This is a genomic window from Streptomyces sp. NPDC001020 (assembly GCF_053599115.1).
In genome coordinates this window covers 92,776-117,530 of sequence record NZ_JBSFLQ010000017.1, presented here as the reverse complement: position 1 = coordinate 117,530, position 24,755 = coordinate 92,776, and the positions used below count along the sequence as shown (strand labels likewise).

Below are 24,755 nucleotides of genomic sequence, written 5' to 3'. Positions count from 1 at the left end.
GAGGTGCCATTCGCCGAAGGCTGCGTCACGATAGTGATCGTCACGGTCGGCATTCCGGCAGTTCATCCATGCGTAACACGCCCGGCGTCTTCGTCACTGCGGCGAAACACCGAGGGGCGTCCACCGAAACCGCGCTGCGTCAGTGTCATGAAGCACAGCCGGCCACCCCCTCTTGGCCGGACCGCTCGGGCTGCGCCCGAACGGGGCCGCACCGATCGACGAGGAGACGCCGATGGCACCAGCCATCATGCTTGCGGCGGATGCCCCCAAGCTCTCGTCCGCCAACACGGGCTTCATGCTCATCTGTTCTGCCCTGGTGATGCTCATGACCCCGGGCCTGGCCTTCTTCTACGGAGGCATGGTCCGCGTCAAGAGCACCCTGAACATGCTGATGATGAGCTTCGTCAGCCTGGGGATCGTCACCCTTCTGTGGGTGCTGTACGGCTTCTCCGTGGCCTTCGGCACCGACAGGGGGTCGGTCGTCGGCTGGACCTCCGACTTCGTCGGCTTCAGCGGCATCGGCAAGCTGGACCTCTGGCCAGGCCACACCATCCCGGTCTTCGTCTTCGCCGTCTTCCAACTGATGTTCGCGATCATCACACCGGCCCTGATCAGCGGCGCGCTGGCGGACCGGGTGAAGTTCGGCGTCTGGTCGCTCTTCCTCGCGCTGTGGGCCACGGTCGTGTACTTCCCGGTCGCCCACTGGGTCTGGGGCACCGGCGGCTGGGCCTACGAGCTGGGTGTGATCGACTTCGCCGGTGGCACGGCGGTTCACATCAACGCGGGTGCCGCGGCGCTCGGCGTGATCCTCGTCATCGGCAAGCGCGTCGGCTTCAAGAAGGATCCGATGCGTCCGCACAGCCTCCCCCTGGTCATGCTCGGCGCTGGTCTGCTGTGGTTCGGCTGGTTCGGCTTCAACGCCGGTTCCTGGCTCGGCAACGACGACGGCGTCGGCCCGCTGATGTTCGTCAACACACAGGTCGCCACCGGTGCCGCCATGCTGGCCTGGCTCGGCTACGAGAAGATCCGCCACGGTGCGTTCACCACGCTGGGCGCCGCCTCGGGGGCCGTCTCCGGGCTGGTCGCGATCACCCCCTCGGGCGGTGCGGTCTCCCCGCTCGGCGCGATCGCCGTCGGTGCGATCGCGGGTGTGCTGTGCGCCATGGCCGTCGGCCTGAAGTACAGGTTCGGTTACGACGACTCCCTCGACGTCGTCGGCGTCCACATGGTCGGTGGAGTCACCGGCTCCTTGCTCATCGGCCTCCTCGCCAGCGGGAAGGGCCAGTCCGACGCGAAGGGTCTCTTCTACGGCGGCGGCCTGGACCAGTTCTGGAAGCAGTGCGCCGGCGTTTTCGCGGTCCTGGCCTACTCCCTCGCCGTCTCCGCGGCCCTCGCCTTCCTCCTCGACAAGACGATCGGCATGCGGGTCGGTGAGGACGAGGAGGTCTCCGGCATCGACCAGGCCGAGCACGCCGAGACCGCGTACGACTTCAGCGGAGCGGGCGGCGGTGTCGTCGGCACCGCCGCTTCGGCCCTCGCCACGGCGCAGACCAAGAAGGTGGACGTATGAAGCTCATCACCGCCGTCGTGAAGCCTCACCGGCTCGACGAGATCAAGGAGGCCCTCCAGTCCTTCGGGGTGCACGGTCTGACGGTCACCGAGGCGAGCGGCTACGGCCGGCAGAGGGGACACACCGAGGTCTACCGGGGCGCCGAGTACACGGTCGACCTCGTCCCGAAGATCCGCATCGAGGTGCTGACCGAGGACGACGACGCGGAACAGCTCATCGACCTCATCGTCAAGGCGGCCCGCACCGGCAAGATCGGCGACGGCAAGGTCTGGTCCCTCCCGGTCGAGACGGCCGTCCGGGTCCGGACCGGCGAGCGTGGACCCGACGCGCTGTAAGGCACCGACGAAACAGGAGTCGCCGGGTGAGTGCCGACGGACGTACGCAAGGAGAAACCCCGGGATCCCGTGGCTACGCGGCGGCCCGGCTGCGGCTCCTCACGGACGGGGCGCGGTCCGGGCCGACGCGTCGCGCGGCCCTGGCCGAACTGACGGACGGGTGGCTGGCCGAACTGTTCACCGCGGGCGCCGGGGGACCGCACGGCGTCAGTCTCGTCGCGGTCGGCGGGTACGGCGGCGGCGAGCTGTCCCCGCGCAGCGACCTCGATCTGCTTCTGCTGCACGACGGCGGCGACAGCAAGGCGGTCGCCGCCCTTGCCGACCGCATCTGGTACCCGCTGTGGGATCTCGGTCTTGCCCTCGACCACTCCGTCCGTACGCCGTCGCAGGCCCGCAGGACCGCCGGGGAGGACCTCAGAGTGCAGCTCGGCCTGCTGGACGCACGGCACCTGACCGGCGATCCCGGGCTGACCGCAAGCCTCAGGGCGGCCGTCCTGGCCGACTGGCGCCACCAGGCACCGAAGCGCCTGCCGGAACTCCAGGAGCTCTGCGCCGCACGGGCGGAGCGCCACGGCGAACTGCGGTACCTGCTGGAGCCCGATCTCAAGGAGGCGCGGGGCGGGCTGCGCGACGCCACGGCCCTGCGCGCGGTCGCCGCGTCCTGGCTCGCCGACGCCCCGCGCGAGGGTCTGGCGGAGGCCAGGAGCAGGCTCCTGGACGTACGCGACGCGTTGCATCTGGCCACCGGGCGCGCAAGCGACCGGCTGGCTCTGCAGGAACAGGACCAGGTCGCCGCCGGGCTCGGACTGCCGGACGCCGACGCACTGCTGCGCCAGGTCTACGAGGCGGCACGTGTGATCGCGTACGCGAGCGAGGTGACCTGGCGTGAGGTGGGCCGCGTGCTGCGATCGCGCGCTGTGCGGCCGCGGCTGCGCACACTGCGGGGTAAACCGGCTCCCGAGCGGTTCCCGCTGGCGGAAGGGGTGGTGGAACAGGACGGCGAGGTCGGTCTCTCCCGCACCGCGCGCCCGGAGCGTGACCCCGTACTTCCGTTGCGCGCCGCCGCCGCGGCCGCCCAGGCCGACCTCCCGCTGTCCCCGCACGCGGTCCGGCTCATGTCCTCCACCCTGCGCCCCCTGCCCACGCCCTGGCCCGCCGAGGCGCGCGATCAGCTCGTGACCCTGCTGGGCTCCGGCCGCCCGACCGTCGAGGTCTGGGAAGCACTCGAAGCCGAGGGGCTGATCAGCCGTCTGCTGCCCGGCTGGGAACGCGTGCGCTGCCGCCCGCAGCGCACCACCGTGCACATCTGGACCGTCGACCGGCATCTGATCGAGACGGTCGTGCGTGCCTCCGAACTGACCCGCCGAGTCGGCCGCCCCGACCTCCTCCTGGTCGCCGCGCTGCTGCACGACATCGGCAAGGGCCGGCCGGGCGACCACTGCGTCGCGGGCGAGATCATCGCGCGGGACATGGCCGGCCGCGTGGGCTTCGACCGCGAGGACATCACCGTCCTCGCCACGCTCGTACGCCACCACCTGCTGCTCGTCGAGACGGCGACCCGGCGCGACCTGGAGGACCCGGCCACCGTGCGCGCGGTCGCCGAGACGGTCGGTTCGCAGAGCACGCTGGAACTGCTGCACGCGCTGACCGAGGCGGACGCGCTGGCCACCGGGCCCGCGGCCTGGTCGTCCTGGCGCAGCGCGCTGGTGGGCGAACTGGTCAAGCGGGTGTCCGCGCTGCTCGCGGGCGACGAGCCCGCAGACCCGGGGGCCGCCGTGCCCACCGCCGAGCAGGAGCGGCTCGCCATGGAGGCGTTCCGCACGGGCGGTCCGGTCCTGGCGCTGCGCGCTCAGCCCGGGCCGTCGGCCGAGGAGCCGTCCGAGGAACCGGAGCCCCTCGGTGTGGAACTGATCGTCGCGCTACCGGACCGGCCCGGTGTGCTCCCCGCCGTGGCGGGCGTGCTGGCCGTGCACCGTCTCACGGTCCGCACGGCGGAGCTACGGGCCGTGGGCCTCCCGGACGGCGTCCACGACGCCCCGGTCCTGCTGCTCGACTGGCGCATCGCGGCGGAGTACGGCTCGCTGCCCCAGGCGGCGAGGCTGCGCGCCGACCTCGTACGGACCCTGGACGGCTCCCTGGACATCGCGGCACGCCTGGCGGAACGGGACGCGGCCTACCCGCGCCGAGGCGTCCTGGCGCCCCCGCCGCGCGTGACGGTCGCCCCGGCGGCTTCCCGGCACGCGACCGTGATCGAGGTGCGCGCCCAGGATGCGCCGGGGCTGCTGTTCCGGATCGGTCAGGCTCTGGAGAAGTCGGGCGTACGGGTGCGGAGTGCGCACGTCAGCACGCTGGGCGCGAACGCGGTGGATGCCTTCTACGTGACGACGGGCTTGGGCGCGCCGTTGCCGGCGGCCGAGGCGGCGTCGGTGGCACGGGCGCTGGAGGAGACGCTGCGGGCGTGATCTGGTGGGCAGGTCATGCGTTCACCTGAGCGGTCCTCGTAGCTGCGGCGGTGGTCCGGGGCAGCTACCCGGCCCGCACGGCCGCGATCTGGTCCCGTCAGAGGCGGGACAGGCGTCGCCGTCCGCTTCACACGCAGGCGGGGACGAATTGCTTGCGCGGCCGGATACCCTGGAGGCAGCCCGAAACGACCCCGACTCCGAGGACCGACGCCGCCGTGTTCGACACCCTCTCCGACCGCCTCAGCGCGACTTTCAAAAACCTCCGCGGGAAAGGCCGGCTGAGCGAAGCGGACATCGACGCCACGGCGCGTGAGATCCGCATCGCGCTGCTCGAAGCCGACGTCGCCCTCCCGGTCGTGCGCACGTTCATCAAGAGTGTCAAGGAGCGCGCCCTCGGCGCAGAGGTCTCCAAGGCGCTGAACCCCGCCCAGCAGGTCCTCAAGATCGTCAATGAGGAGCTGGTCACGATCCTCGGCGGCGAGACCCGCCGCCTTCGCTTCGCCAAGCAGGCCCCGACCGTGATCATGCTCGCGGGTCTGCAGGGTGCCGGTAAGACGACCCTCGCGGGCAAGCTGGCCAAGTGGCTCAAGGAGCAGGGCCACTCGCCGCTGCTGGTCGCCGCCGACCTTCAGCGCCCGAACGCGGTCAACCAGCTCAGCGTCGTCGCCGAGCGGGCGGGCGTGGCCGTCTTCGCGCCGGAGCCGGGCAACGGCGTGGGCGACCCGGTCAAGGTCGCCAAGGACTCCATCGACCACGCGCGGACCAAGGTCCACGACATCGTGATCGTGGACACCGCCGGCCGCCTGGGCATCGACCAGGAGATGATGCAGCAGGCCGTGGACATCCGGGACGCGATCGGTCCCGACGAGATCCTGTTCGTCGTCGACGCGATGATCGGTCAGGACGCCGTGAACACCGCGGAGGCCTTCCGCGACGGCGTCGGCTTCGACGGCGTGGTGCTCTCCAAGCTCGACGGTGACGCCCGCGGTGGTGCGGCGCTGTCGATCCGCCAGATGACCGGCAAGCCGATCATGTTCGCGTCGAACGGTGAGAAGCTCGACGACTTCGACGCCTTCCACCCGGACCGGATGGCCTCCCGCATCCTCGACATGGGTGACCTGCTCACCCTGATCGAGCAGGCGGAGAGGACGTTCAGCCAGGAAGAGGCCGAGAAAATGGCCTCCAAGCTGGCGTCCAAGAAGGGCCAGGACTTCACGCTCGACGACTTCCTGGCCCAGATGGAACAGGTCAGGAAGATGGGCAGCATCAGCAAGCTGCTCGGCATGCTCCCCGGCATGGGCCAGATCAAGGACCAGATCAACAATTTCGACGAGCGGGAAGTCGACCGCGTAGCCGCGATCATCAAATCGATGACCCCGGGCGAGCGCCAGGACCCGACGATCATCAACGGATCGCGCCGCGCCCGTATCGCCAAGGGTTCGGGTGTCGAGGTCAGCGCGGTGAAGAACCTGGTCGAGCGGTTCTTCGAGGCGCGCAAGATGATGTCCCGCATGGCTCAGGGCGGCGGGATGCCTGGTATGCCGGGTATCCCGGGTATGGGTGGCGGCCCCGGCCGGACGAAGAAGCAGCCGAAGAAGGCCAAGGGCAAGCAGCGCTCCGGCAACCCGATGAAGCGCAAGCAGCAGGAGTTGGAGGCGGCGCAGCGCCGCGAGGCCGCGGCCCAGGGCCCCGGCGCCCTCGGCCTGCCGCAGCAGAGCGGCCAGGAATTCGAGCTGCCGGAAGAGTTCAAGAAGTTCATGGGCTGACGAACATCCGTCGCGCATGACGCTGGGGGCGCCTTTTCTCCACAAGGGCGCCCCCAGCGTGTGCCTGCGCCTGCCGCTTGCCGTACCGTCCGACGTATGAGCAACCCCGCTCCGCCACGCAGGACCCCGGAGCAACCGTGGCGTACTGAGGGCACGCCGGAGGAGCCGACCAGGCGGCCCGGCGGCAGGAAGATGCGCCGGAGCTGGTGGGGTCTGATCGTCACCGCTCTGATCGTCTATCTCCTGGCCAACGTCACGTTGTCCTACTTCACCGAGGGCAACGAGCCGACGATCTCGTACACGGAGTTCAGCAGGCAGGTGACCGACGGCAACGTCACCAAGATCTACTCCAAGGGCGACGCGATCCAGGGCCAGCTCAAGAACGCGCAGCAGAAGCCGGGCGGCGGGAAGTACACCAAGTTCAAGACGCAGCGCCCGTCCTTCGCCGACGACAAGCTGTGGCAGAACCTGAGCAACCACCATGTCACGGTGACCGCGAAGCCGGTGGTGCAGGAGCGCAGCTTCCTGTCCAACCTGCTGATCTCACTGCTGCCCATGCTGATCCTGGTGGCGCTGTGGATCTTCATCGCGCGGCGGGTGAGTTCGGGTCTGCACGGCGGGGGCATGCTGGGTCGCAAGGCGCCGCCCAAGCCGGTCGAGCTGCAGCCGGGCACCAAACGCACCACTTTCCGGGACGTGGCCGGCATCGACGAGGTCAAGGGCGAACTGGACGATGTCGTCGACTTCCTCGAGCACCCCGACTCCTACCGCAGGATGGGCGCGAGGCTGCCCGGGGGCGTGCTGCTCGCGGGCCCGCCCGGCACGGGTAAGACGCTGCTCGCGCGCGCCGTGGCGGGCGAGGCGGGCGTGCCGTTCTTCTCCGCCTCGGCCTCCGAGTTCATCGAGATGATCGTCGGTGTCGGCGCCTCGCGCGTGCGAGAACTGTTCGCCGAGGCTCGCAAGGTGGCCCCGTCGATCATCTTCATCGACGAGATCGACACGATCGGGCGAGCCCGGGGCGGCGGCGCGTCGATGGGCGGCCACGACGAGCGCGAACAGACCCTGAACCAGATCCTCACCGAGATGGACGGCTTCTCCGGCGCGGAGGGCGTGGTCGTCATCGCCGCGACGAACCGCGCGGACATCCTGGACCCCGCGCTGACCCGGCCGGGCCGCTTCGACCGGGTGGTACAGGTCGCGCCGCCGGACCGTGACGGCCGCGAGGCGATCCTGCGGATCCACACGAGGGAGATCCCGCTCGCCGCGGACGTGGACCTGGCCCAGATGGCCCGTACCACCCCGGGCATGACCGGCGCCGACCTGGCCAACCTCGCCAACGAGGCCGCGCTGCTGGCGGTCAGGCGCAGACAGGACCGCGTGACGCAGACGGACCTGTCTCAGGCGCTGGAGAAGGTACAGCTGGGTGCCGAGCGCCCGCTGGTGATGCCGGAGGAGGAGCGTCGGCGCACCGCGTACCACGAAAGCGGTCACGCCCTGCTCGGCATGCTGCAGCCGGGCGCCGACCCCGTACGCAAGGTCACGATCGTGCCGCGCGGCCGGGCGCTCGGAGTGACGCTTTCGACCCCCGAGGCCGACAGATACGCGTACACGGAGGAGTATCTGCGCGGCCGCATCATCGGCGCCCTGGGCGGCATGGCCGCGGAAAAGGTGGTCTACGGGGTCGTCACCACGGGTTCGGAGAGCGACCTGGAGCAGGTCACCAACATCGCGCGCGGCATGGTCGCCCGCTGGGGCATGAGCGAACGGGTGGGCCGCCTGTCGGCCCTTCCGAACGACACGCAGCAGACCTACGGCCTGGCGGCGGCCCCGCAGACGCTGGACGTGATCGAGGACGAGATGCGCCGCATCGTGGACGAGTGCTACGAGGAGGCCAGCCGCAAACTCCGCGAGCACCGGAGCCAGTTGGACGCGCTGGCGGAGGCGCTCCTGGTCAACGAGACGTTGGAGGAGGCGGAGGCGTACCAGATCGCCGGGATCCTGCGCCTGAGGAAGGACGACTGAGTACCCAGGGCGTCCGCAGACTCTAGGGGATGCGCGCGATCAGATAACGGAACACGTTCGGCATCCACACCGTCCCGTCCGTCCGCCGGTGCGGGTGCAGCGCCTCCATCAGCTCCTTGTCGACCTGTGCCTGATCCGTCGCCTCCACGGCCGCGTCGAAGAGCCCGGTCGACAGCATTCCCCGCACCGCGCTGTCCATGTCGGCGTACCCGAAGGGGCAGGCGATTCGCCCCGACCCGTCCGGCCGGAGCCCACAGCGTTGCGCGGCCTCCTCCAGGTCGTCGCGGCGTGCCGGGCGCAGGCCGCCCGCACCGCGCAGGGGATCGGCCAGTTTGGCGGCGACCCGAAGCACGGACGAGGCGCCGCACCGTTCCGGCGGCCCCCATCCGACAAGCACCACGGGCGTTCCGCGCTCGGCGAGCGGAGCGGCCGCCGTCAGCCGCTCCTCAAGACCCTCGACGTCACCGGCCGCGTAGCCGACCGGCTCGAAGAAGGTCAGCAGGTTGTACGCCGGCTCCCCGGGGGCGGGCGTCGCGTCCCGCGCAGAGCCTTCGACGATCCGGACGGTCGCACGTGCGGCGCGCACGTCCCCCGGTCCTGTCGTCACCGTCCCGTCGCCCGCCGGGACGGCAGGCAACGCACCTGATGCCGTGGGGCGCGCGGGAGCGCGCCGACCGTGCCCTGGCCCGGGCAGCAGTCGCTCGCGGGCGAGGGCCAGCCGTTCTCGGGCGCCGGAGTCGACACCAGTGACCGAGGCGCCCTGGGAGGCGGCCAGCAGCAGTGCGAGGCCGGAGCCGCACCCGAGCCCGAGCAGCCGGGTCCCGGGGCCCACCTCCAGTCGTTCATGGACGGCCTCGTAGAGCGGCACGAGCATCCGCTCCTGTATCTCGGCCCAGTCACGCGCGCGTGCGCCCCGGTCCACGCGGGGAGCCGGTCCGGAACAGGGAAGGTGCTGCCGTACGACCGCAGGTGTCATCGAAAGCGCCCCAATCCGCCGAGAGTTGACGCTGACCCCGTATGTCAGGAAACTCTGCGCCCGTCGTGGCGTCCAGGGTGCGCGCCGCACTCCTTGCGAGCCGGGGTGTGCGCCCCCGACTCACCCAGAGTGATAAATGCTTCACGGTGCAGGGAGGCGTCCCCGTACCATCGCGCCATGGCAAAGGCACCCGTTCTCACCCCCCGGGCGGAAGACTTCCCGCGCTGGTATCAGGACCTGATCAACAAGGCCGAACTGGCCGACAACGGGCCGGTGCGCGGCACCATGGTCATCCGACCGTACGGGTATGGGCTGTGGGAGCGGATGCAGGCGGAAATGGACGCCCGCATCAAGGCGACGGGCACCCAGAACGCGTACTTCCCGCTGCTGATCCCCCAGTCGTACCTCACCCGGGAGGCCGACCACGTCGAGGGCTTCGCGCCGGAACTCGCCGTGGTCACGCACGGGGGTGGCAAGGAACTGGAGGAGGTGGCGGTCGTCCGCCCCACCTCCGAGACCATCATCAACGAGTACTTCTCGAAGTGGGTGCAGAGCTACCGTGACCTGCCCCTGCTGATCAACCAGTGGGCCAACGTGGTCCGTTGGGAACTCAGGCCGCGGCTCTTCCTGCGCACCTCCGAGTTCCTGTGGCAGGAGGGTCACACCGCGCACGCGACGTACGAGGAGGCCCGTGACTTCGCCGCGCACATCCAGCGGGACGTCTATGGAGACTTCCTGGAGAACGTCCTCGCGACGGACTTCGTCTCCGGCCGCAAGACGGCCAAGGAGCGCTTCGCGGGCGCCATCAACACCCTCACGCTCGAAAGCATGATGGGTGACGGCAAGGCCCTCCAGATGGTCACCAGCCACGAGCTGGGCCAGAACTTCGCCAAGGTGTTCCACACCCGGTACCTGTCGAAGGACGGCGCCCAGGAGCACGTCTGGCAGACCTCGTGGGGCTCGACCACCCGCATGATCGGCGCCCTGGTGATGATGCACGGCGACGACAACGGCCTGCGGGTCCCGCCGCGCCTGGCACACATTCAAGCCGTTGTTCTGGCGATCAAGGACGACGAAGCGGTTCTGGCCAAGGTCCGCGAACTCGGCGACCAGCTGAAGGCGGCCGGTATCCGCGTGCACGTCGACGACCGCACCGACACCCCCTTCGGCCGCCGCGCCGTCGACTGGGAGCTCAAGGGTGTGCCGGTGCGCATCGAGATCGGCCCCCGTGACCTGGCGGGAGGCACGGCGATGCTGGCCCGCCGCATCCCGGGTGGCAAGGAGCCGGTGGCGATCGAGTCGCTCGTACACGTGCTTCCCGGGATCCTCGAAGAGGACCAGGCACTCCTGCTGAAGCAGTCGCGCGAGCGCCGTGAGTCCCGTACGACGGACGTGTCGACGATCGACGAGGCCGTCGAGGCGACGTCCGCCGGCGGCTGGGCGCGCATCCCGTGGGCCGTCCTGGGCGAGGGCGGCGAGGCCGAACTGACCGCACACGCGCTGACCGTGCGGTGTCTGCTTGCCGAGGACGGGTCGGTTCCGGACGCGGACGACGCACCGGGTAACGTCGCTGTGGTCGCACGCGCTTACTGAGCCACGTTTCGCGCCTAGCGAGCTACGTACCGCGCCTACGCACAAAGGACTACGGATAGCCGGGTTCGGAGTAGGCGGCCGAAACGTCTCTTGCGCATCGGCGGACGACAGGTGCCCCGGCGTGCCAACCTGGAGCCTTTCGTTGAGGGAGGCGGCGAGAGACAGGGGGCGTACGTATGTGTACACACCACATTGGTACGAGCTGCGAGGCTTCTCCGCAGTTCGGCGCACCCGCCCTCGTCAGGACGCATCAGCGGCAACTGACGGGTACGTGCAAAATTATTTGGGATGCCCCGGAATAGGAACACGGGAGCACTCAGGCTCGTTGTCATTACGTGAGCACGACACCACCTGTTCTCGCCGCAGAGCTGGCACAGGCGTGGGCCGATATTCAACGGCACCACCCCGAGCTGCCGGATCTTGCCGCGCCAGAGTCCCTGATCGGGGAGTCGTCGTCCGCCTGTGGGCACGAACTCTCCTTCGAGCGACTGCTCCATGAGGCAGTCCATGGCATCGCCGCCGCCCGGGGGGTCCGCGACACCTCCCGCGCCGGCCGCTATCACAACCGCAGATTCCTCGCGATCGCCGAGGAGTTGGGCCTGGACCACCCCGAGGAACCGCACCCCAGCAGCGGCTTCTCCCTGGTCTCGCTCAACCCCGAGGCGAAGCGGCGCTACCGCCCGACGATCGAGCGGCTCCAGCGCGCGCTGAAGGCCCACACGGCGGCGACGGCCGCGGACACGGCCCGGACGTTCCGGGGCCCGGCGGCCCGCCACGGCTCCTCCGGAGGCGGTGTCCGTGTCAAGGCCGTCTGCGACTGCGGTCGCAACGTCCGTGTGGTCCCCTCGGTCCTGGCCCAAGCCCCGATCGTGTGCGGCGGCTGTGGGAAGCCGTTCCGTATCCCGGAGGCGGTGGGAGCTGCGGCGAGCTGAGTGACGGCTGCTCGTGGCAGCCGTACCTCGTTTCGTCACGGCCGTGACGGCACCCTGTGTGCGCCGGGTGGTGTGACCCACACCTGAGGGCCCGGCGCCGGGTGCCTCCCAGTCATGCCCGCGCACACCCTCGCGGCCAGGCCCCCGGCAGGGTGTGGCACAATGGCAAGCTGTACTCGACAGTCGCACAGGACCCCTCTCTCCTCCGGCTGACGCGTCCATCGGGCATTCGGGTACCGCAACCCCACGCGGCAGTCCCGCCGTGCCCCACCACGTCAAATCCAGGAGAACCCACTCCCGTGGCAGTCAAGATCAAGCTGAAGCGTCTGGGCAAGATCCGTTCGCCTCACTACCGCATCGTCGTCGCCGACTCCCGTACCCGCCGTGACGGCCGGGCGATCGAGGAGATCGGCAAGTACCACCCCACGTACAACCCCTCGGTCATCGAGGTCAACGCCGACCGTGTGGCGTACTGGCTCTCCGTGGGCGCCCAGCCGACCGAGCCCGTGCTCGCCATCCTGAAGAAGACCGGCGACTGGCAGAAGTTCAAGGGCGAGCCCGCCCCGGCGCCGCTGCTGGTGGCCGAGCCCAAGGCCACGCGTCCGTCGTTCGAGGCTCTCGGCGGCGACGACGAGGGCAAGGGCGAGGCGATCACCCAGAAGAAGAAGGCCGAGAAGAAGGACGAGGCTGCCGCCGAGTCCTCTGAGTCGACCGAGGCCTGAGCATGCTCGAGGAGGCGCTCGAGCACCTCGTGAAGGGCATCGTCGACAACCCCGACGATGTGCAGGTGGCCTCGCGCGACCTGCGCCGCGGGCGTGTACTGGAGGTCCGGGTCCACCCCGACGACCTCGGCAAGGTGATCGGCCGCAACGGCCGCACCGCACGCGCCCTGCGTACCGTCGTGGGCGCCATCGGCGGCCGTGGTGTCCGTGTCGACCTCGTCGATGTGGACCACATCCGCTGAACGCATCGCAGCACCGGCGCGGGCCGGGGAGGGCCACTGGGCCGTCCCCGGCCCGTAGTCGTACGACAGGAGATCTTCAGAAGTGCAGCTGGTAGTCGCACGGGTCGGCCGCGCCCATGGCATCAAGGGCGAGGTGACCGTCGAGGTACGTACCGACGAGCCGGAGCTCAGACTCGCCCCCGGGGCCGTACTGACCACGGATCCCGCATCCGCGGGGCCGCTCACCATCGAAACCGGCCGGGTGCACAGCGGACGTCTGCTCCTGCGCTTCGAAGGTGTGCAGGACCGCAACGCCGCCGAAGCCCTCCGTAACACCCTCCTGATCGCCGAGGTCGACCCGGACGAACTCCCCGAGGGCGAGGACGAGTACTACGACCATCAGTTGATGGACCTCGACGTCGTGACCCAGGACGGCACGGAGATCGGCCGGATCACCGAGATCTCGCACCTGCCCTCCCAGGACCTGTTCATCGTGGAGCGCCCGGACGGGACCGAGGTCCTGATCCCGTTCGTCGAGGAGATCGTCACCGAGATCGATCTGGAGGAGCAGCGGGCGGTCATCGACCCGCCGCCGGGGCTGATCGACGACCGGGCAGAGATCGCGTCCCCGCGGGAAGAGGCGTAATGCGGCTCGACGTCGTCACGATCTTCCCCGAGTACCTGGAACCGCTGAACGTCTCCCTCGTGGGCAAGGCACGCGCGCGGGGGCTGTTGGACGTCCACGTGCGCGATCTGCGCTCCTGGACGCACGACCGTCACCACACCGTGGACGACACCCCGTACGGCGGCGGCCCCGGCATGGTCATGAAGACCGAACCCTGGGGCGAGGCCCTCGACGACCTTCTGGCCGACGGGTACGAGACCGGCTCCTGTGCGCCCGCTCTGATCGTTCCCACGCCCAGCGGTCGCCCCTTCACCCAGAAACTCGCGGTCGAACTCTCCGAGCGCCCGTGGCTGATCTTCACCCCGGCCCGCTACGAGGGCATCGACCGCCGTGTCATCGACGAGTACGCGACCCGGATGCCCGTGTACGAGGTGTCCATCGGCGACTACGTCCTGGCCGGGGGCGAGGCGGCCGTCCTCGTCATCACGGAGGCCGTGGCCCGGCTGCTGCCGGGCGTCCTGGGCAACGCCGAGTCCCACCGGGACGACTCCTTCGCGCCCGGCGCGATGGCGAACCTCCTCGAAGGCCCCGTCTACACCAAGCCGCCCGCGTGGCGCGACCGGGAGATCCCCGAGGTGCTGCTCAGCGGTCACCACGGCAGGATCGCCCGCTGGCGTCGGGACGAGGCGCTGCGGCGTACGACGGCCAACCGGCCGGACCTCATCGAAAGCTGCGAGCCCTCCGCCTTCGACAAGAAGGACCGCGAGATGCTCTCCATCCTGGGCTGGGCACCGGACCCCGAGGGGAAGCCGTACGGCCGATTTTGGCGCAGGCCAGAGGGCATGGAAGAATAGCCAGCTGTTGTCCGCCGTCCGGTGTGCGCCCCTGCCGCAGGGGGACACGACGCCCACCCCGACGCGGCCGACGATCCCTACCGAGAACCTATCTCCCGTCGATGACCTGTGGCATCGGCGAAGAAAGCAGACGAAATGTCTCACCTGCTCGACTCCGTCGACGCCGCGTCGCTGCGCACCGACATCCCGGCCTTCCGCCCGGGTGACACCGTCAACGTGCACGTCCGCGTCATCGAGGGCAACCGCTCCCGTGTCCAGCAGTTCAAGGGCGTGGTGATCCGTCGCCAGGGCGCCGGCGTGCGCGAGACCTTCACGGTCCGCAAGGTCTCCTTCTCCGTCGGCGTCGAGCGCACCTTCCCGGTGCACACCCCGATCGTCGAGAAGATCGAGCTGGTCACCAAGGGTGACGTGCGTCGCGCCAAGCTGTACTACCTGCGCGAGCTGCGCGGCAAGGCGGCGAAGATCAAGGAGAAGCGCGAGAACTGAGTTCTCGTCCGGTCGAACCGGCCGGCACAAGGTGGTCACATCGAGGCCGGATACCATCTGGCCCCGATGGACACCGAAGCACAGCACACGGAGCGCGACCGCTCCTCCGACCCCGTCGATTCCGAGGAAACCTCGGACACCGCGGGTCCGGAGGAACGGTCGCGCTTCGCGTTGGTCTCCCGGATCGCCGACTGGCTGCCCGGCGGGCGGATCACCCTGACCACGCTGGCCTGTCTGCTGTTCCTTCTCCTGCTCGGCACGTTCGCGATACAGCCGTTCGACATCCCCAGCCGTTCGATGGAACGCGGACTGAGGGTCGGGGACCGCGTGCTCGTCAACAAGTTGGCGTACCGTTTCGGATCGGAGCCGCAGCGGGGAGACGTCGTCGTCTTCGACGGCGCCGGGTATTTCGGGGACGCCGACTACGTCAAGCGAGTGGTCGGTGTGGGCGGAGATCATGTGGTCTGCTGCGACGCGAAGGGGAGGCTCGAGGTGAACGGCCGGTCGGTCGACGAGTCGTCGTTCCTCTACCCCGGGGACAACCCGTCCGATGTCACCTTCGACGTCGTCGTGCCCGACGGCACACTCTTCGTGCTCGGCGACCACCGAGGCCACTCCAGTGACTCCCGCGACCACCTGGGCTCGCCGGGTGGCGGCATGATCCCCGTCGGAGCGGTGATCGGCAGGGCCGACTGGATCGCCTGGCCCTCCGCACGCTGGCAGCACCTCACCCGTCCGGGTGCCTACGCGCGCGTGCCCGCCGCGGACGGCACCCATGGGTAACCGCGGCAAACCGAGCGGAGCGCAACGCAGCGCGAACGGCGCTTCCACCGGGCGCGGCCGGGCCGAGCGACGCAAGCTCCAGCGAAAGGTCAAGCGCAGGAGGAGGCGTTCCGCGGCCAAGGAGATACCCCTCCTGGCCGGCGTCGCCGTTCTCATAGCCCTGGTCCTGAAGACCTTCCTGGTGCAGGCCTTCGTGATCCCGTCGGGCTCCATGGAGAACACGATCCAGATCGGCGACCGCGTCCTCGTCGACAAGCTGACCCCCTGGTTCGGCTCCAAGCCGCAGCGCGGCGACGTCGTTGTCTTCCGGGACCCCGGTCACTGGCTCACGGGCGAGGAGACGTCCAAGAAGGACGACCCCGTCGTCGTCAAGCAGATCAAGGAAGGGCTCACTTGGATCGGCCTGCTGCCGTCTGACGACGACCGCGATCTCATCAAGCGGGTCGTGGCGATCGGCGGCGACACCGTCAAGTGCTGTGATACGCAAGGACGCGTCACTGTCAACGGCATGCCGCTGAACGAGCCGTACATTCACCCGGGGAACAAACCTTCCGACTTCTCGTTCACGGTGACCGTTCCGCCGGGCCGTCTATGGGTCATGGGCGACCACCGCGACGACTCGGCCGACTCCCGCTATCACCGCACCGAGGCGTTCGACGGTACTGTCTCGGAGAAGTCAGTCGTCGGCCGCGCCATGGTCATCGCCTGGCCCGTCGGGCACTGGGCACGCTTGAAAGAGCCGGACACGTATGCATCGGTACCGAGCGGGTCGACCACCGCAGTCGGACCGTCGCATAGGGTGGCCTCCGCGGATCGATATGGATTGATCCCCCTCCCGAGCCCTGCGGAACTCCCGCTCGTTATGGGAGTGGTGGGCCTGCGTCGACTAGGGCGCCGGCGGCGGCACGGAGTGAGGAGTGGATGTGGGGGATTTGGCGGTCGGCGCACGGTCCGGACACGACGGCCCCGAGGAGGAGCCGGAGCGTCCCGACAGGACGGCTTCCCCGACCGAAGGCCACACCGGCTCCGGGAGTGGCCCCTCGGACGGCGATACGCAGGGGAGCGGCGAGCAGGAGCACCCGCCGAAGAAGCAGCGCTCCTTCTGGAAGGAACTTCCGCTCCTCATCGGCATCGCGCTGGTGCTCGCGCTGCTGATCAAGACGTTCCTGGTGCAGGCGTTCTCGATTCCCTCGGACTCGATGCAGAACACCCTCCAGAAAGGTGACCGCGTCCTCGTCGACAAGCTGACGCCGTGGTTCGGCTCCGAGCCCTCGCGCGGCGAGGTCGTCGTCTTCCACGACCCGGACAACTGGCTGAGGGACGAGCCCACTGCCAACCCGAACGCCCTCCAGAAGGCCCTGAGCTGGATCGGCCTGATGCCGTCCGCCGAGGAAAAGGACCTGATCAAGCGGGTCGTCGGCGTCGCGGGCGACACCATCGAGTGCAATGGCACGGGCCCGCTGAAGGTGAACGGACACGCGCTGAACGAGCCGTATGTGTACCCGGGCAACACCCCGTGCACCGTCGACGACCAGGGCGGTCAGTTCAAGGTCACGGTGCCTCCCGGCAAAATCTGGGTCATGGGCGACCACCGGCAGAACTCGCTGGACTCCCGCTACCACCAGCAGGGCAAGGACCAGGGCTTCGTGCCCGTGGACAACGTCGTGGGCCGCGCCATCGTGATCGCCTGGCCGCCCACCCGCTGGAACACGTTGCCGATCCCGGACACCTTCGACCAGGGCCTCGGCACGATGGCTCCCGGGGCGCTCGGCCTGACGGGCGCGGTGCCGCTGGTGCTGTGGCGTAGGCGCCGTCTCAACGCGCGCCTTACCGCCGGAAACCCGAGGGTTTCTGGTCGCGGTACCGCCGGGTAGGGTGCCGTCCCAGATCGCCGATCTTCCGTGGCCCGCTGCCGGGCCACGGGATCGATTCTCCGACCTGGGGGAGCACTGGCATGAGCAGGAACAGTCATACGGAAGAGGGCCGCGGACGGCTCGGCAGCACACTGTCGGGACTGGCCGTGGCCCTCGGCTGTGTGGTCTTCCTCGGCGGGTTCGTCTGGGGCGCGATCGTCTACAAGCCGTACACCGTGCCGACCGACTCCATGTCGCCCACCATCGTCGCCGGTGACCGGGTCCTCGCCCAGCGTGTCGACGGCGGCGACATCCAGCGCGGTGACGTCGTCGTCTTCAAGCAGAAGAGCTGGGGCGACATGCCCATGGTCAAGCGGGTCGTGGCGGTCGGGGGCGACACGGTCGCCTGCTGCACCGAAGGCAGGCTGACCGTCAACGGCAAGCGGATCCAGGAGTCGTACCTGGCCGACAGCCACGACGCGGAATGGAAGAAGATCCCCACGGTCACGGTCCCCCGGGGCAGGCTGTTTCTGCTCGGCGACGAGCGCGTCGGCTCCCTCGACTCCACGGCTCACCTCACCGAGGCCTTCAGCGGCACCGTGGCGCGCAGCGCGGTGGACGCCCGTGTGGACGCCGTGGTGTGGCCGATGAACGGCCTGCTGGACCGCCCGACGGGCTTCGAGACGCTCGGCCCGATCTCGTCGCCCGGTCCCCTGCGGCTGGTCCTTGGTGCGATCATGGCCGGCGCGGTGCTCGTGATGGGCGGCGCGGCGTACGGCCCGATCGCCAAGCGCGCGGGCAGGAAGCGCCGCACCGCGAGGACGGAGCCGGCCGGTGTCCGCTGAGGCGTCGCCCGCGGCCCCGTACGAGCCGTACCGGGCCCCCGAGGGCCAGGGCGGAGCGCCGGACACGTACGAAGGCGGGCTGCGCAGGGTGGCGCGGGTGGTGCTGCTCGACCCGCAGGACCGCATCCTGCTGCTGCACGGCCACGAGCCGGACGACCAGACGGACGACTGGTGGTTCACTCCTGGAGGAGGCCTGGAGGGCGACGAGACGCGTGAGCAGGCGGCGCTGCGCGAGCTGGCCGAGGAGACCGGCATCACGGACGTCGAACTGGGGCCGGTGCTGTGGCAGCGCAGGTGCTCCTTTCCGTTCGCGGGCCGCCGTTGGGACCAGGACGAGTGGTACTACCTGGCCCGTACGACCCAGACGGCCACGGCCGCGCGGAGCCTGACCGACCTGGAAAAACGCAGCGTCGCGGGAGCACGGTGGTGGACGTGCCGGGAACTGGCCGAGGCGCATGAGACGGTGTATCCGACGAGACTCGCCGAGCTGCTGCGCACGCTGCTTGACGAAGGCCCCCCGGCCAGGCCAGCGGTCCTCGACACCGAAATCGTCTAGGGGCTCGCGGGACTGGCGCACAATGGTGGGATCGCACGGCTGAAGGGGAACATGCCATGAGCGCCGAGGACCTCGAGAAGTACGAGACCGAGATGGAGCTGAAGCTCTACCGGGAGTACCGCGATGTCGTCGGTCTGTTCAAATACGTGATCGAGACCGAGCGGCGCTTCTACCTCACCAACGACTACGAGATGCAGGTGCACTCGGTTCAGGGCGAGGTGTTCTTCGAGGTGTCCATGGCGGACGCCTGGGTTTGGGACATGTACCGGCCTGCTCGTTTCGTGAAGCAGGTACGGGTGCTCACATTCAAGGATGTGAATATCGAGGAGTTGAACAAGAGCGATCTGGAGTTGCCGGGCGGGTGACGGGCGAGGCTGTCGCTCGTGTGTGACAGGCGAGGGTGCCCCCGTGCGGACGGAGACACCCTCACCCGTGTGGGTGACGGAGTTGTCCACAATCGCTGAGTCGTCCACCGAGATCCACTTCTTGGAGCCGGATGCGTGACCGTTGGCGCCGGAGGTGGTGCCGACATGAACACACATCTGGCCCGCAGCGCACTCGGCAGGTACGGCGAGGAGCTGGCCGCTCGGCGGCTGTCCGGGGCCGGGATGACGGTCCTGGAGCGCAACTGGCGCTGCGGCAGGAGCGGCGAGATCGACATCGTGGCCAGGGACGGCGACGTCCTGGTCGTCTGTGAGGTCAAGACCCGCAGACGCGGTTTTTTCGAGCATCCGATGGCCGCAGTGACGCCGGTGAAGGCCGAGCGGCTGCGCACTCTCGCCGAGCGCTGGATCCAGGCGCACGGCGGGGCACCACCGGGCGGAGTCCGCGTCGACGTGGTCGGCGTGGTCCTGCCCGACCGTGGTGCCCCGGTGGTCGAGCACGCGCGGGGGGTGGCGTGATGGGCTTCGCGCGTACGTGTTCCGTGGCACTGGTCGGCGTCGAGGGCGTGGTGGTCGAGGTCCAGGCCGACCTCGAACCGGGCGTGGCTGCCTTCACGCTGGTCGGGCTGCCCGACAAGAGCCTGACGGAGAGCCGGGACCGGGTGCGGGCCGCGGTGGTGAACTCGGGTGGTGAGTGGCCGCAGAAGAAACTCACCGTCGGGCTCAGCCCCGCCTCCGTGCCGAAGGCCGGCAGCGGATTCGACCTCGCCGTCGCCTGTGCCGTGCTCGGCGCCGCGGAGCGCATCGACCCACGGGTGCTCGCCGACATCGTGATGATCGGCGAGCTGGGCCTGGACGGAAGGGTCCGGCCCGTTCGGGGCATCCTGCCGGCGGTACTGGCTGCGGCGGGCGCGGGTTACGAGCAGGTGGTCGTGCCGGAGTGCGCCGCCGCCGAAGCGTCGCTGGTACCCGGCGTGTCCGTGCTCGGCGTGCGCACTCTGCGCCAGTTGATCGCCGTCCTCGCGGACGAGCCCGTGCCCGAGGAGGAGCCTGGTGACCAGGGCCCCTCGGGCCCGCTCCTCGCCGGTCTGCACGTGCCGGGCGCGGGGATGCACGGCATGGGCGCCCCGCAGCACGATCATGGCCATGACCTGGCAGACGTCGTGGGCCAGACCGCGGCGCGCACGGCGGTGGAAGTGGCCGCGGCGGGCGGACACCACCTGTTCCTGGAAGGGCCGCCCGGCGCCGGGAAGACGATGCTCGCGGAGCGGCTGCCGACGATCCTGCCCCGGCTCGGCCGAGAGGAGTCGTTGGAGGTCACCGCGGTGCACTCGGTGGCGGGCCTGCTTCCTCCGGGCAAACCGCTCATCGATGTGGCCCCGTACTGCGCCCCACACCACTCGGCCACCATGCAGGCACTCGTCGGCGGCGGCCCCGGTATCGCCCGGCCCGGTGCCGTGTCGCTCTCCCACTGGGGGGTCCTCTTCCTCGACGAGACGCCCGAGTTCAACAGCCAGGCCCTCGACGCGCTGCGGCAGCCCCTCGAGTCGGGGCACGTCGTGATCGCGCGCAGTGCGGGTGTCGTGCGGTTCCCGGCGAGATTCCTGATGGTGCTGGCGGCCAACCCCTGTCCCTGCGGCCGCTTCTCGCAGCGCGACACTCATTGCGAATGCCCGCCCTCGGCGATCCGTCGCTATCAGGCCCGGCTCTCCGGTCCGCTGCTTGACCGGGTGGATCTGCGTGTCGAGGTGGACTCCGTCAGCCGCGCCGAACTCACCGGGCGCGGCGCTCGGGGCGAGTCCACCGCGACGGTCGCCGACCGGGTGCGCGAGGCCAGACTGAGGGCGGCGGCGCGCCTTGCGGGCACCCCGTGGCGGACCAACAGCGAAGTGCCGGGACGGGAGCTGCGCAACCGCTGGTGTGTCGCGAGCGGTGCCATGGACGAGGCCGAACGCAGCCTTGAGCGGGGCATGCTGACGGCCCGGGGGCTGGACCGGGTGCTGCGTGTGGCCTGGACCGTGGCAGACCTCCTGGGTCATGACCGGCCGGGAACGTCGGATGTCGCGCTCGCGCTCCAACTGCGCACCGGGGTCCCGCGGGGCGTGCCGATGGCCATCGGGGCGCTGTCATGAGCGGGACGGCCGTCCCGGACGGCGAGCGCCTCGCCCGGATGTTCCTCACCGGGGTCACCGAGCCCGGGGACGAGGTGGTGGGCCGCTGGCTGCGTGAACGCGGCGCCGAGGAGGTGGCCCGGCGACTGCGCGAGGGTGGGAGGCGGCTGCCGGGGATGACGGACAAGCGGTGGGCAGGGCTGCGGGCGCGTGCCGTGCGAGCCGAGCCGGAACGGGACCGGGCCGTGGCCGGGGAGGCGGGGGTGCGCTTCGTGTGCCCCGGCACGACCGAGTGGCCGACGCAACTCGACGACCTCGGAGACGGCCGACCCGTAGGACTCTGGGTGCGAGGGCGGCCCAGTCTGCGGACGTGGGCCCTGAGGTCCGTCGCGGTGGTGGGCGCGCGGGCCTGTACCGAGTACGGGGCACACACGGCGGCCGACCTCGGCGCGGGGCTCGCGGAGCGCGGCTGGGTAGTGGTCTCCGGCGGAGCGTATGGCGTGGACGGTGCCGCCCACCGGGGCACCCTCGCCGCCGGCGGCGCCACCATCGCCGTGCTGGCCTGCGGCGTTGACCAGCCCTATCCACGCGGACACACCGAGTTGATCAGCAGGATCGCGCACCAGGGGCTCGTCATCGGGGAGTTACCGCCGGGCGACCACCCGACGCCGCGCCGGTTCCTCCTCAGAAACCGCGTGATCGCGGCCCTGACCCGAGGCACCGTGGTCGTCGAAGCGGCCTACCGCAGTGGCGCGCTGGTCACGGCACGCGCGGCACAGCGGCTGGGCCGGTACACGATGGGTGTGCCCGGACCGGTCACCAGCGCACTCTCGGCCGGCGTGCACGAACTGCTGCGCGGGGAGGCCGTGCTGGTCTCCGACGCCGCAGACGTCGTTGAACTGGTCGGAGAAATGGGCGAGCTGGCTCCGGACCGGCGCGGGCCCGTCCTCCCGCGCGATCTGCTCGACCCCGCCGCCGCCCAGGTGCTCGCGGCGCTGCCGGCCGGTGACACCGCAGCGGCGGACGAGATCGCCCGTTCGGCGGGCACAACGGCCGACGACGCGGTCGGGAGACTGTACGAACTCCGATCACTTGGATTCGTCGAACGACACGGCGATGGCTGGAAGTTGACACGCCAGGCGATGATCCCCGTCCGACCGGATGACGGTCAGTGTTGACGGAGTGTGATCAGCCGTCCGGGCGATCCTCGACAGCCTTGGAAATTCCCGTAGTTGACCACTCCAGGCCATCACACAGGGCTATCCCCGCGGACCTGGCGTAAGCCCCGTCGCGCTCGTTCGCGCAGGGGTGATACCTCGCCCTTCGCACACTGCGACACCACAGTCACGCTACGCTCACGAGGTCCCGTTTCAGACAGGCATCTCCACATCAGACCGACAGCTCACCCAGTTACCCCCAGTTCACAGCAGAACGGCACAAGGCGACGAATGCCTCAGCACACCTCCGGGTCAGACCGGGCGGCGATTCCCCCAGCCGCCCGCGACGGCGGCAGCGTGCGCCCGCCCGCTCCCTCGACGCTTGACGAGCTGTGGCGGTCGTACAAGGAGACGGGGGACGAGCGGCTGCGGGAGCAGCTGATCCTGCACTACTCGCCGTTGGTGAAGTACGTGGCCGGGCGGGTGAGCGTGGGGCTGCCGGCCAATGTGGAGCAGGCGGACTTCGTCTCCTCGGGGGTGTTCGGGCTGATCGACGCGATCGAGAAGTTCGACGTCGACCGGGAGATCAAGTTCGAGACGTACGCGATCACGCGGATCCGCGGCGCGATGATCGACGAGCTGCGGGCGCTGGACTGGATCCCGCGGTCGGTGCGGCAGAAGGCGCGCAGTGTGGAGCGGGCGTACGCGACCCTGGAGGCGAGGCTGCGGCGGACACCGTCGGAGGCGGAAGTGGCGGCGGAGATGGGGATCGGCGTGGACGAGCTCCATGCCGTCTTCAGTCAACTGTCGCTCGCGAACGTGGTGGCACTGGAAGAGTTGCTGCATGTGGGGGGCGAGGGCGGCAATCGGCTGAGCCTCATGGACACCCTGGAGGACACCGCCGCGGACAATCCCGTGGAGGTCGCCGAGGACCGGGAGTTGCGTCGGTTCCTGGCGCGAGCGATCAACACGCTGCCTGAGCGGGAGAAGACCGTGGTCACGCTGTACTACTACGAGGGCCTCACGCTCGCCGAGATCGGCAACGTGCTGGGAGTGACCGAGAGCCGGGTCAGCCAGATCCACACCAAGTCCGTCCTGCAGCTACGGGCGAAGCTGGCCGGCTTCGGGCGTTGACGCGACACGGGTGTGCCCGGCCGGCAGTGCTCCGGAGCGGTGTACGGGCGCGGGTGGCTCCCGCCGCGGTCGGTCCGTAAAGTGTTGGACGTGCCTAGGATTCGAGCGGCCTCCGTGGCCGAGCACCGGTCGATGCAGCGAGCCGCCCTGCTGGACGCGGCACGGTCCCTCCTGTCCGAGGGCGGTACGGAGGCGTTGACGTTCCCCGCCCTCGCCGAGCGTACGGGCCTGGCGCGTTCCTCCGTCTATGAGTACTTCCGGTCCCGCGCGGCCGTCGTCGAGGAGCTGTGCGCGGTGGACTTTCCCGTCTGGGCGGCCGAGGTCGAGGTGGCGATGGCCTCGGCGGACGGCCCGGAAGCGAAAGTCGAGGCCTATGTGCGCCGTCAGCTGGCGCTCGTGGGTGACCGGCGGCACCGGGCCGTGGTCGCCATCTCCGCGAGCGAGCTGGACGCCGGGGCGCGCGAGAAGATCCGGGCAGCGCACGGCGGGCTCGTCGCGATGATCGTCCAGGCGCTCGGCGAGATGGGACACCGAGAGCCCCGGCTGGCGGCGATGCTGCTCCAAGGCGTGGTCGACGCGGCGGTGCGGCGCATCGAACTGGGTGCCGCGGAGGATCCGGCCGTCATCACCGAGGCGGCGGTCACGATGGTCCTGCGGGGCGTTTGGGGCTGAGCGCCGCGTCGGGCATGGCGTGTGGCCCCCGGGGTCAGGTCCGCGGCAACGGCACCCGGTCCACCGGCAGCAGGCGGGACGGAGCCCCGTGCAGCAGCCACGGCGGCAGCAGGGACAACGGGTTCAGGTATTCCTCCCCCCTGAGTAGACCCCAGTGCAGGCACGATGCGGCGCAATGGGCGGCATGAGGTTCCAGTACGCCCAGTACCTCGCCCGGATCCACCTCGTCGCCCTTGCGTACGGACGCGTGTACGGGCTCGTACGTCGTCCGCAGCGGCGGGTCGCCCGTGCCCGTCAGGCCGACGGAGACCACGCCCCGACCCGCAACCCTCCCCGCGAAGATCACTCGGCCGGCGGCGACCGCACGAACCGGATCGCCCGCAGCCGCCGCCAGATCCACGCCGCGGTGGCCTGCGCCGTACGGAGTCGCCGGAGGTTCCCAATCCCGTACGACCGTGGGGTGAGCGCCCACCGGCCAGTTCCGGGCGAGCGCCGGCCCCGACAGATCGGGCACCGGCGCGGGCGTCGCGGCCGGCCTCCAGTGGGCCGGCGCGCCGGCCCACGCCACGGTGCTCAGCATGCTCACCGCCACAAGCAGCAGCACGGCAGGCCACGTCCGGGCACATCGTTTCGCTCGCATGCGAGAACCATCCCGCAGATCGGGCGATCATGGCCGAGACCTGTGGACAACCACCGG

The 24,755-nt window shown here is 70.0% G+C and carries 24 protein-coding genes and 1 pseudogene; 23 read left to right on the top strand and 2 right to left on the bottom strand.

The window, feature by feature from the left end:
* Window positions 1-232: 232 nt before the first annotated feature.
* From ACWDEX_RS18290 to ftsH, 5 genes are all read left to right on the top strand, one after another.
* Window positions 233-1,570: an ammonium transporter gene (locus ACWDEX_RS18290; protein WP_450464556.1), complete on the top strand. Its 1,338-nt coding sequence runs from the start codon at window positions 233-235 to the stop codon at window positions 1,568-1,570.
* Window positions 1,567-1,905 (top strand): P-II family nitrogen regulator, encoded by a 339-nt coding sequence (locus ACWDEX_RS18285; protein ID WP_450464555.1) that lies wholly within the window; start codon window positions 1,567-1,569, stop codon window positions 1,903-1,905. The genes ACWDEX_RS18290 and ACWDEX_RS18285 overlap by 4 nt, the downstream gene beginning before the upstream one ends.
* Window positions 1,906-1,931: 26 nt before the next feature.
* A complete protein-coding gene (locus tag ACWDEX_RS18280; RefSeq protein WP_450464554.1) occupies window positions 1,932-4,367 on the top strand; it encodes a [protein-PII] uridylyltransferase in 2,436 nt (811 codons plus the stop codon).
* 215 nt (window positions 4,368-4,582) lie between these two features.
* Complete coding sequence (gene ffh / locus ACWDEX_RS18275; RefSeq protein ID WP_450464553.1) at window positions 4,583-6,133, top strand: signal recognition particle protein; 1,551 nt, start codon at window positions 4,583-4,585, stop codon at window positions 6,131-6,133.
* Between the two features lie 96 nt (window positions 6,134-6,229).
* Window positions 6,230-8,155 carry an ATP-dependent zinc metalloprotease FtsH gene (gene ftsH / locus ACWDEX_RS18270; RefSeq protein WP_450464552.1) on the top strand — a complete coding sequence of 642 codons (1,926 nt, stop codon included), beginning with the start codon at window positions 6,230-6,232 and terminating at the stop codon, window positions 8,153-8,155.
* A 22-nt stretch (window positions 8,156-8,177) separates the two neighbouring features.
* Here ftsH and ACWDEX_RS18265 read toward each other — a convergent pair whose 3' ends face one another.
* The gene (locus ACWDEX_RS18265; protein ID WP_450464550.1) at window positions 8,178-9,077 is read right to left on the bottom strand and encodes an SAM-dependent methyltransferase; all 900 of its coding nucleotides are present in this window, start codon (window positions 9,075-9,077) and stop codon (window positions 8,178-8,180) included.
* 231 nt (window positions 9,078-9,308) lie between these two features.
* Between ACWDEX_RS18265 and proS the strand changes: the two genes are divergently transcribed.
* The 18 genes and pseudogenes from proS (at window position 9,309) to ACWDEX_RS18175 (ending at window position 24,058) form a co-directional block, all read left to right on the top strand.
* The gene (proS, locus tag ACWDEX_RS18260) at window positions 9,309-10,724 is read left to right on the top strand and encodes a proline--tRNA ligase (RefSeq protein ID WP_450464549.1); all 1,416 of its coding nucleotides are present in this window, start codon (window positions 9,309-9,311) and stop codon (window positions 10,722-10,724) included.
* Between the two features lie 335 nt (window positions 10,725-11,059).
* The gene (locus tag ACWDEX_RS18255; protein WP_450464547.1) at window positions 11,060-11,656 is read left to right on the top strand and encodes a hypothetical protein; all 597 of its coding nucleotides are present in this window, start codon (window positions 11,060-11,062) and stop codon (window positions 11,654-11,656) included.
* 299 nt (window positions 11,657-11,955) lie between these two features.
* Window positions 11,956-12,378, top strand: coding sequence for a 30S ribosomal protein S16 (gene rpsP, locus ACWDEX_RS18250; RefSeq protein WP_450464546.1), 423 nt, complete (start codon window positions 11,956-11,958; stop codon window positions 12,376-12,378).
* Between the two features lie 2 nt (window positions 12,379-12,380).
* A complete protein-coding gene (locus tag ACWDEX_RS18245; protein WP_252426112.1) occupies window positions 12,381-12,620 on the top strand; it encodes an RNA-binding protein in 240 nt (79 codons plus the stop codon).
* A gap of 82 nt (window positions 12,621-12,702) precedes the next feature.
* A complete protein-coding gene (gene rimM, locus ACWDEX_RS18240; protein ID WP_450464545.1) occupies window positions 12,703-13,245 on the top strand; it encodes a ribosome maturation factor RimM in 543 nt (180 codons plus the stop codon).
* On the top strand, window positions 13,245-14,078 hold the full coding sequence (gene trmD, locus ACWDEX_RS18235; RefSeq protein ID WP_450464544.1) for a tRNA (guanosine(37)-N1)-methyltransferase TrmD: 834 nt from the start codon (window positions 13,245-13,247) through the stop codon (window positions 14,076-14,078). Before rimM ends, trmD begins: the two co-directional genes overlap by 1 nt.
* A gap of 135 nt (window positions 14,079-14,213) precedes the next feature.
* A complete protein-coding gene (gene rplS, locus ACWDEX_RS18230; RefSeq protein WP_450464543.1) occupies window positions 14,214-14,564 on the top strand; it encodes a 50S ribosomal protein L19 in 351 nt (116 codons plus the stop codon).
* A gap of 66 nt (window positions 14,565-14,630) precedes the next feature.
* A complete protein-coding gene (lepB, locus tag ACWDEX_RS18225) occupies window positions 14,631-15,347 on the top strand; it encodes a signal peptidase I (protein ID WP_450464541.1) in 717 nt (238 codons plus the stop codon).
* Window positions 15,340-16,374: pseudogene (lepB, locus tag ACWDEX_RS18220) on the top strand (signal peptidase I); the annotation flags it as partial. The gene lepB (ACWDEX_RS18225) and the pseudogene lepB (ACWDEX_RS18220), both read left to right, overlap by 8 nt.
* Complete coding sequence (gene lepB / locus ACWDEX_RS18215) at window positions 16,271-17,221, top strand: signal peptidase I (protein ID WP_450464539.1); 951 nt, start codon at window positions 16,271-16,273, stop codon at window positions 17,219-17,221. The pseudogene lepB (ACWDEX_RS18220) and the gene lepB (ACWDEX_RS18215), both read left to right, overlap by 104 nt.
* Before the next feature lie 80 nt (window positions 17,222-17,301).
* A complete protein-coding gene (gene lepB / locus ACWDEX_RS18210) occupies window positions 17,302-18,045 on the top strand; it encodes a signal peptidase I (RefSeq protein ID WP_450464537.1) in 744 nt (247 codons plus the stop codon).
* Between the two features lie 79 nt (window positions 18,046-18,124).
* Complete coding sequence (locus ACWDEX_RS18205; protein ID WP_450464615.1) at window positions 18,125-18,601, top strand: NUDIX hydrolase; 477 nt, start codon at window positions 18,125-18,127, stop codon at window positions 18,599-18,601.
* Between the two features lie 56 nt (window positions 18,602-18,657).
* The gene (locus ACWDEX_RS18200) at window positions 18,658-18,966 is read left to right on the top strand and encodes a DUF2469 domain-containing protein (protein WP_003965949.1); all 309 of its coding nucleotides are present in this window, start codon (window positions 18,658-18,660) and stop codon (window positions 18,964-18,966) included.
* 135 nt (window positions 18,967-19,101) lie between these two features.
* Window positions 19,102-19,503 (top strand): YraN family protein, encoded by a 402-nt coding sequence (locus ACWDEX_RS18195; protein WP_450464535.1) that lies wholly within the window; start codon window positions 19,102-19,104, stop codon window positions 19,501-19,503.
* On the top strand, window positions 19,503-21,116 hold the full coding sequence (locus ACWDEX_RS18190) for a YifB family Mg chelatase-like AAA ATPase (RefSeq protein WP_450464533.1): 1,614 nt from the start codon (window positions 19,503-19,505) through the stop codon (window positions 21,114-21,116). The genes ACWDEX_RS18195 and ACWDEX_RS18190 overlap by 1 nt, the downstream gene beginning before the upstream one ends.
* Complete coding sequence (dprA, locus tag ACWDEX_RS18185) at window positions 21,113-22,273, top strand: DNA-processing protein DprA (RefSeq protein ID WP_450464531.1); 1,161 nt, start codon at window positions 21,113-21,115, stop codon at window positions 22,271-22,273. The genes ACWDEX_RS18190 and dprA overlap by 4 nt, the downstream gene beginning before the upstream one ends.
* Before the next feature lie 270 nt (window positions 22,274-22,543).
* Window positions 22,544-23,386 carry an RNA polymerase sigma factor WhiG gene (gene whiG, locus ACWDEX_RS18180; protein WP_450464530.1) on the top strand — a complete coding sequence of 281 codons (843 nt, stop codon included), beginning with the start codon at window positions 22,544-22,546 and terminating at the stop codon, window positions 23,384-23,386.
* Window positions 23,387-23,500: 114 nt separating this feature from the next.
* Window positions 23,501-24,058 (top strand): TetR/AcrR family transcriptional regulator, encoded by a 558-nt coding sequence (locus tag ACWDEX_RS18175; RefSeq protein ID WP_450464614.1) that lies wholly within the window; start codon window positions 23,501-23,503, stop codon window positions 24,056-24,058.
* A gap of 34 nt (window positions 24,059-24,092) precedes the next feature.
* Here ACWDEX_RS18175 and ACWDEX_RS18170 read toward each other — a convergent pair whose 3' ends face one another.
* Complete coding sequence (locus tag ACWDEX_RS18170; protein ID WP_450464529.1) at window positions 24,093-24,698, bottom strand: M23 family metallopeptidase; 606 nt, start codon at window positions 24,696-24,698, stop codon at window positions 24,093-24,095.
* Window positions 24,699-24,755: the final 57 nt, after the last annotated feature.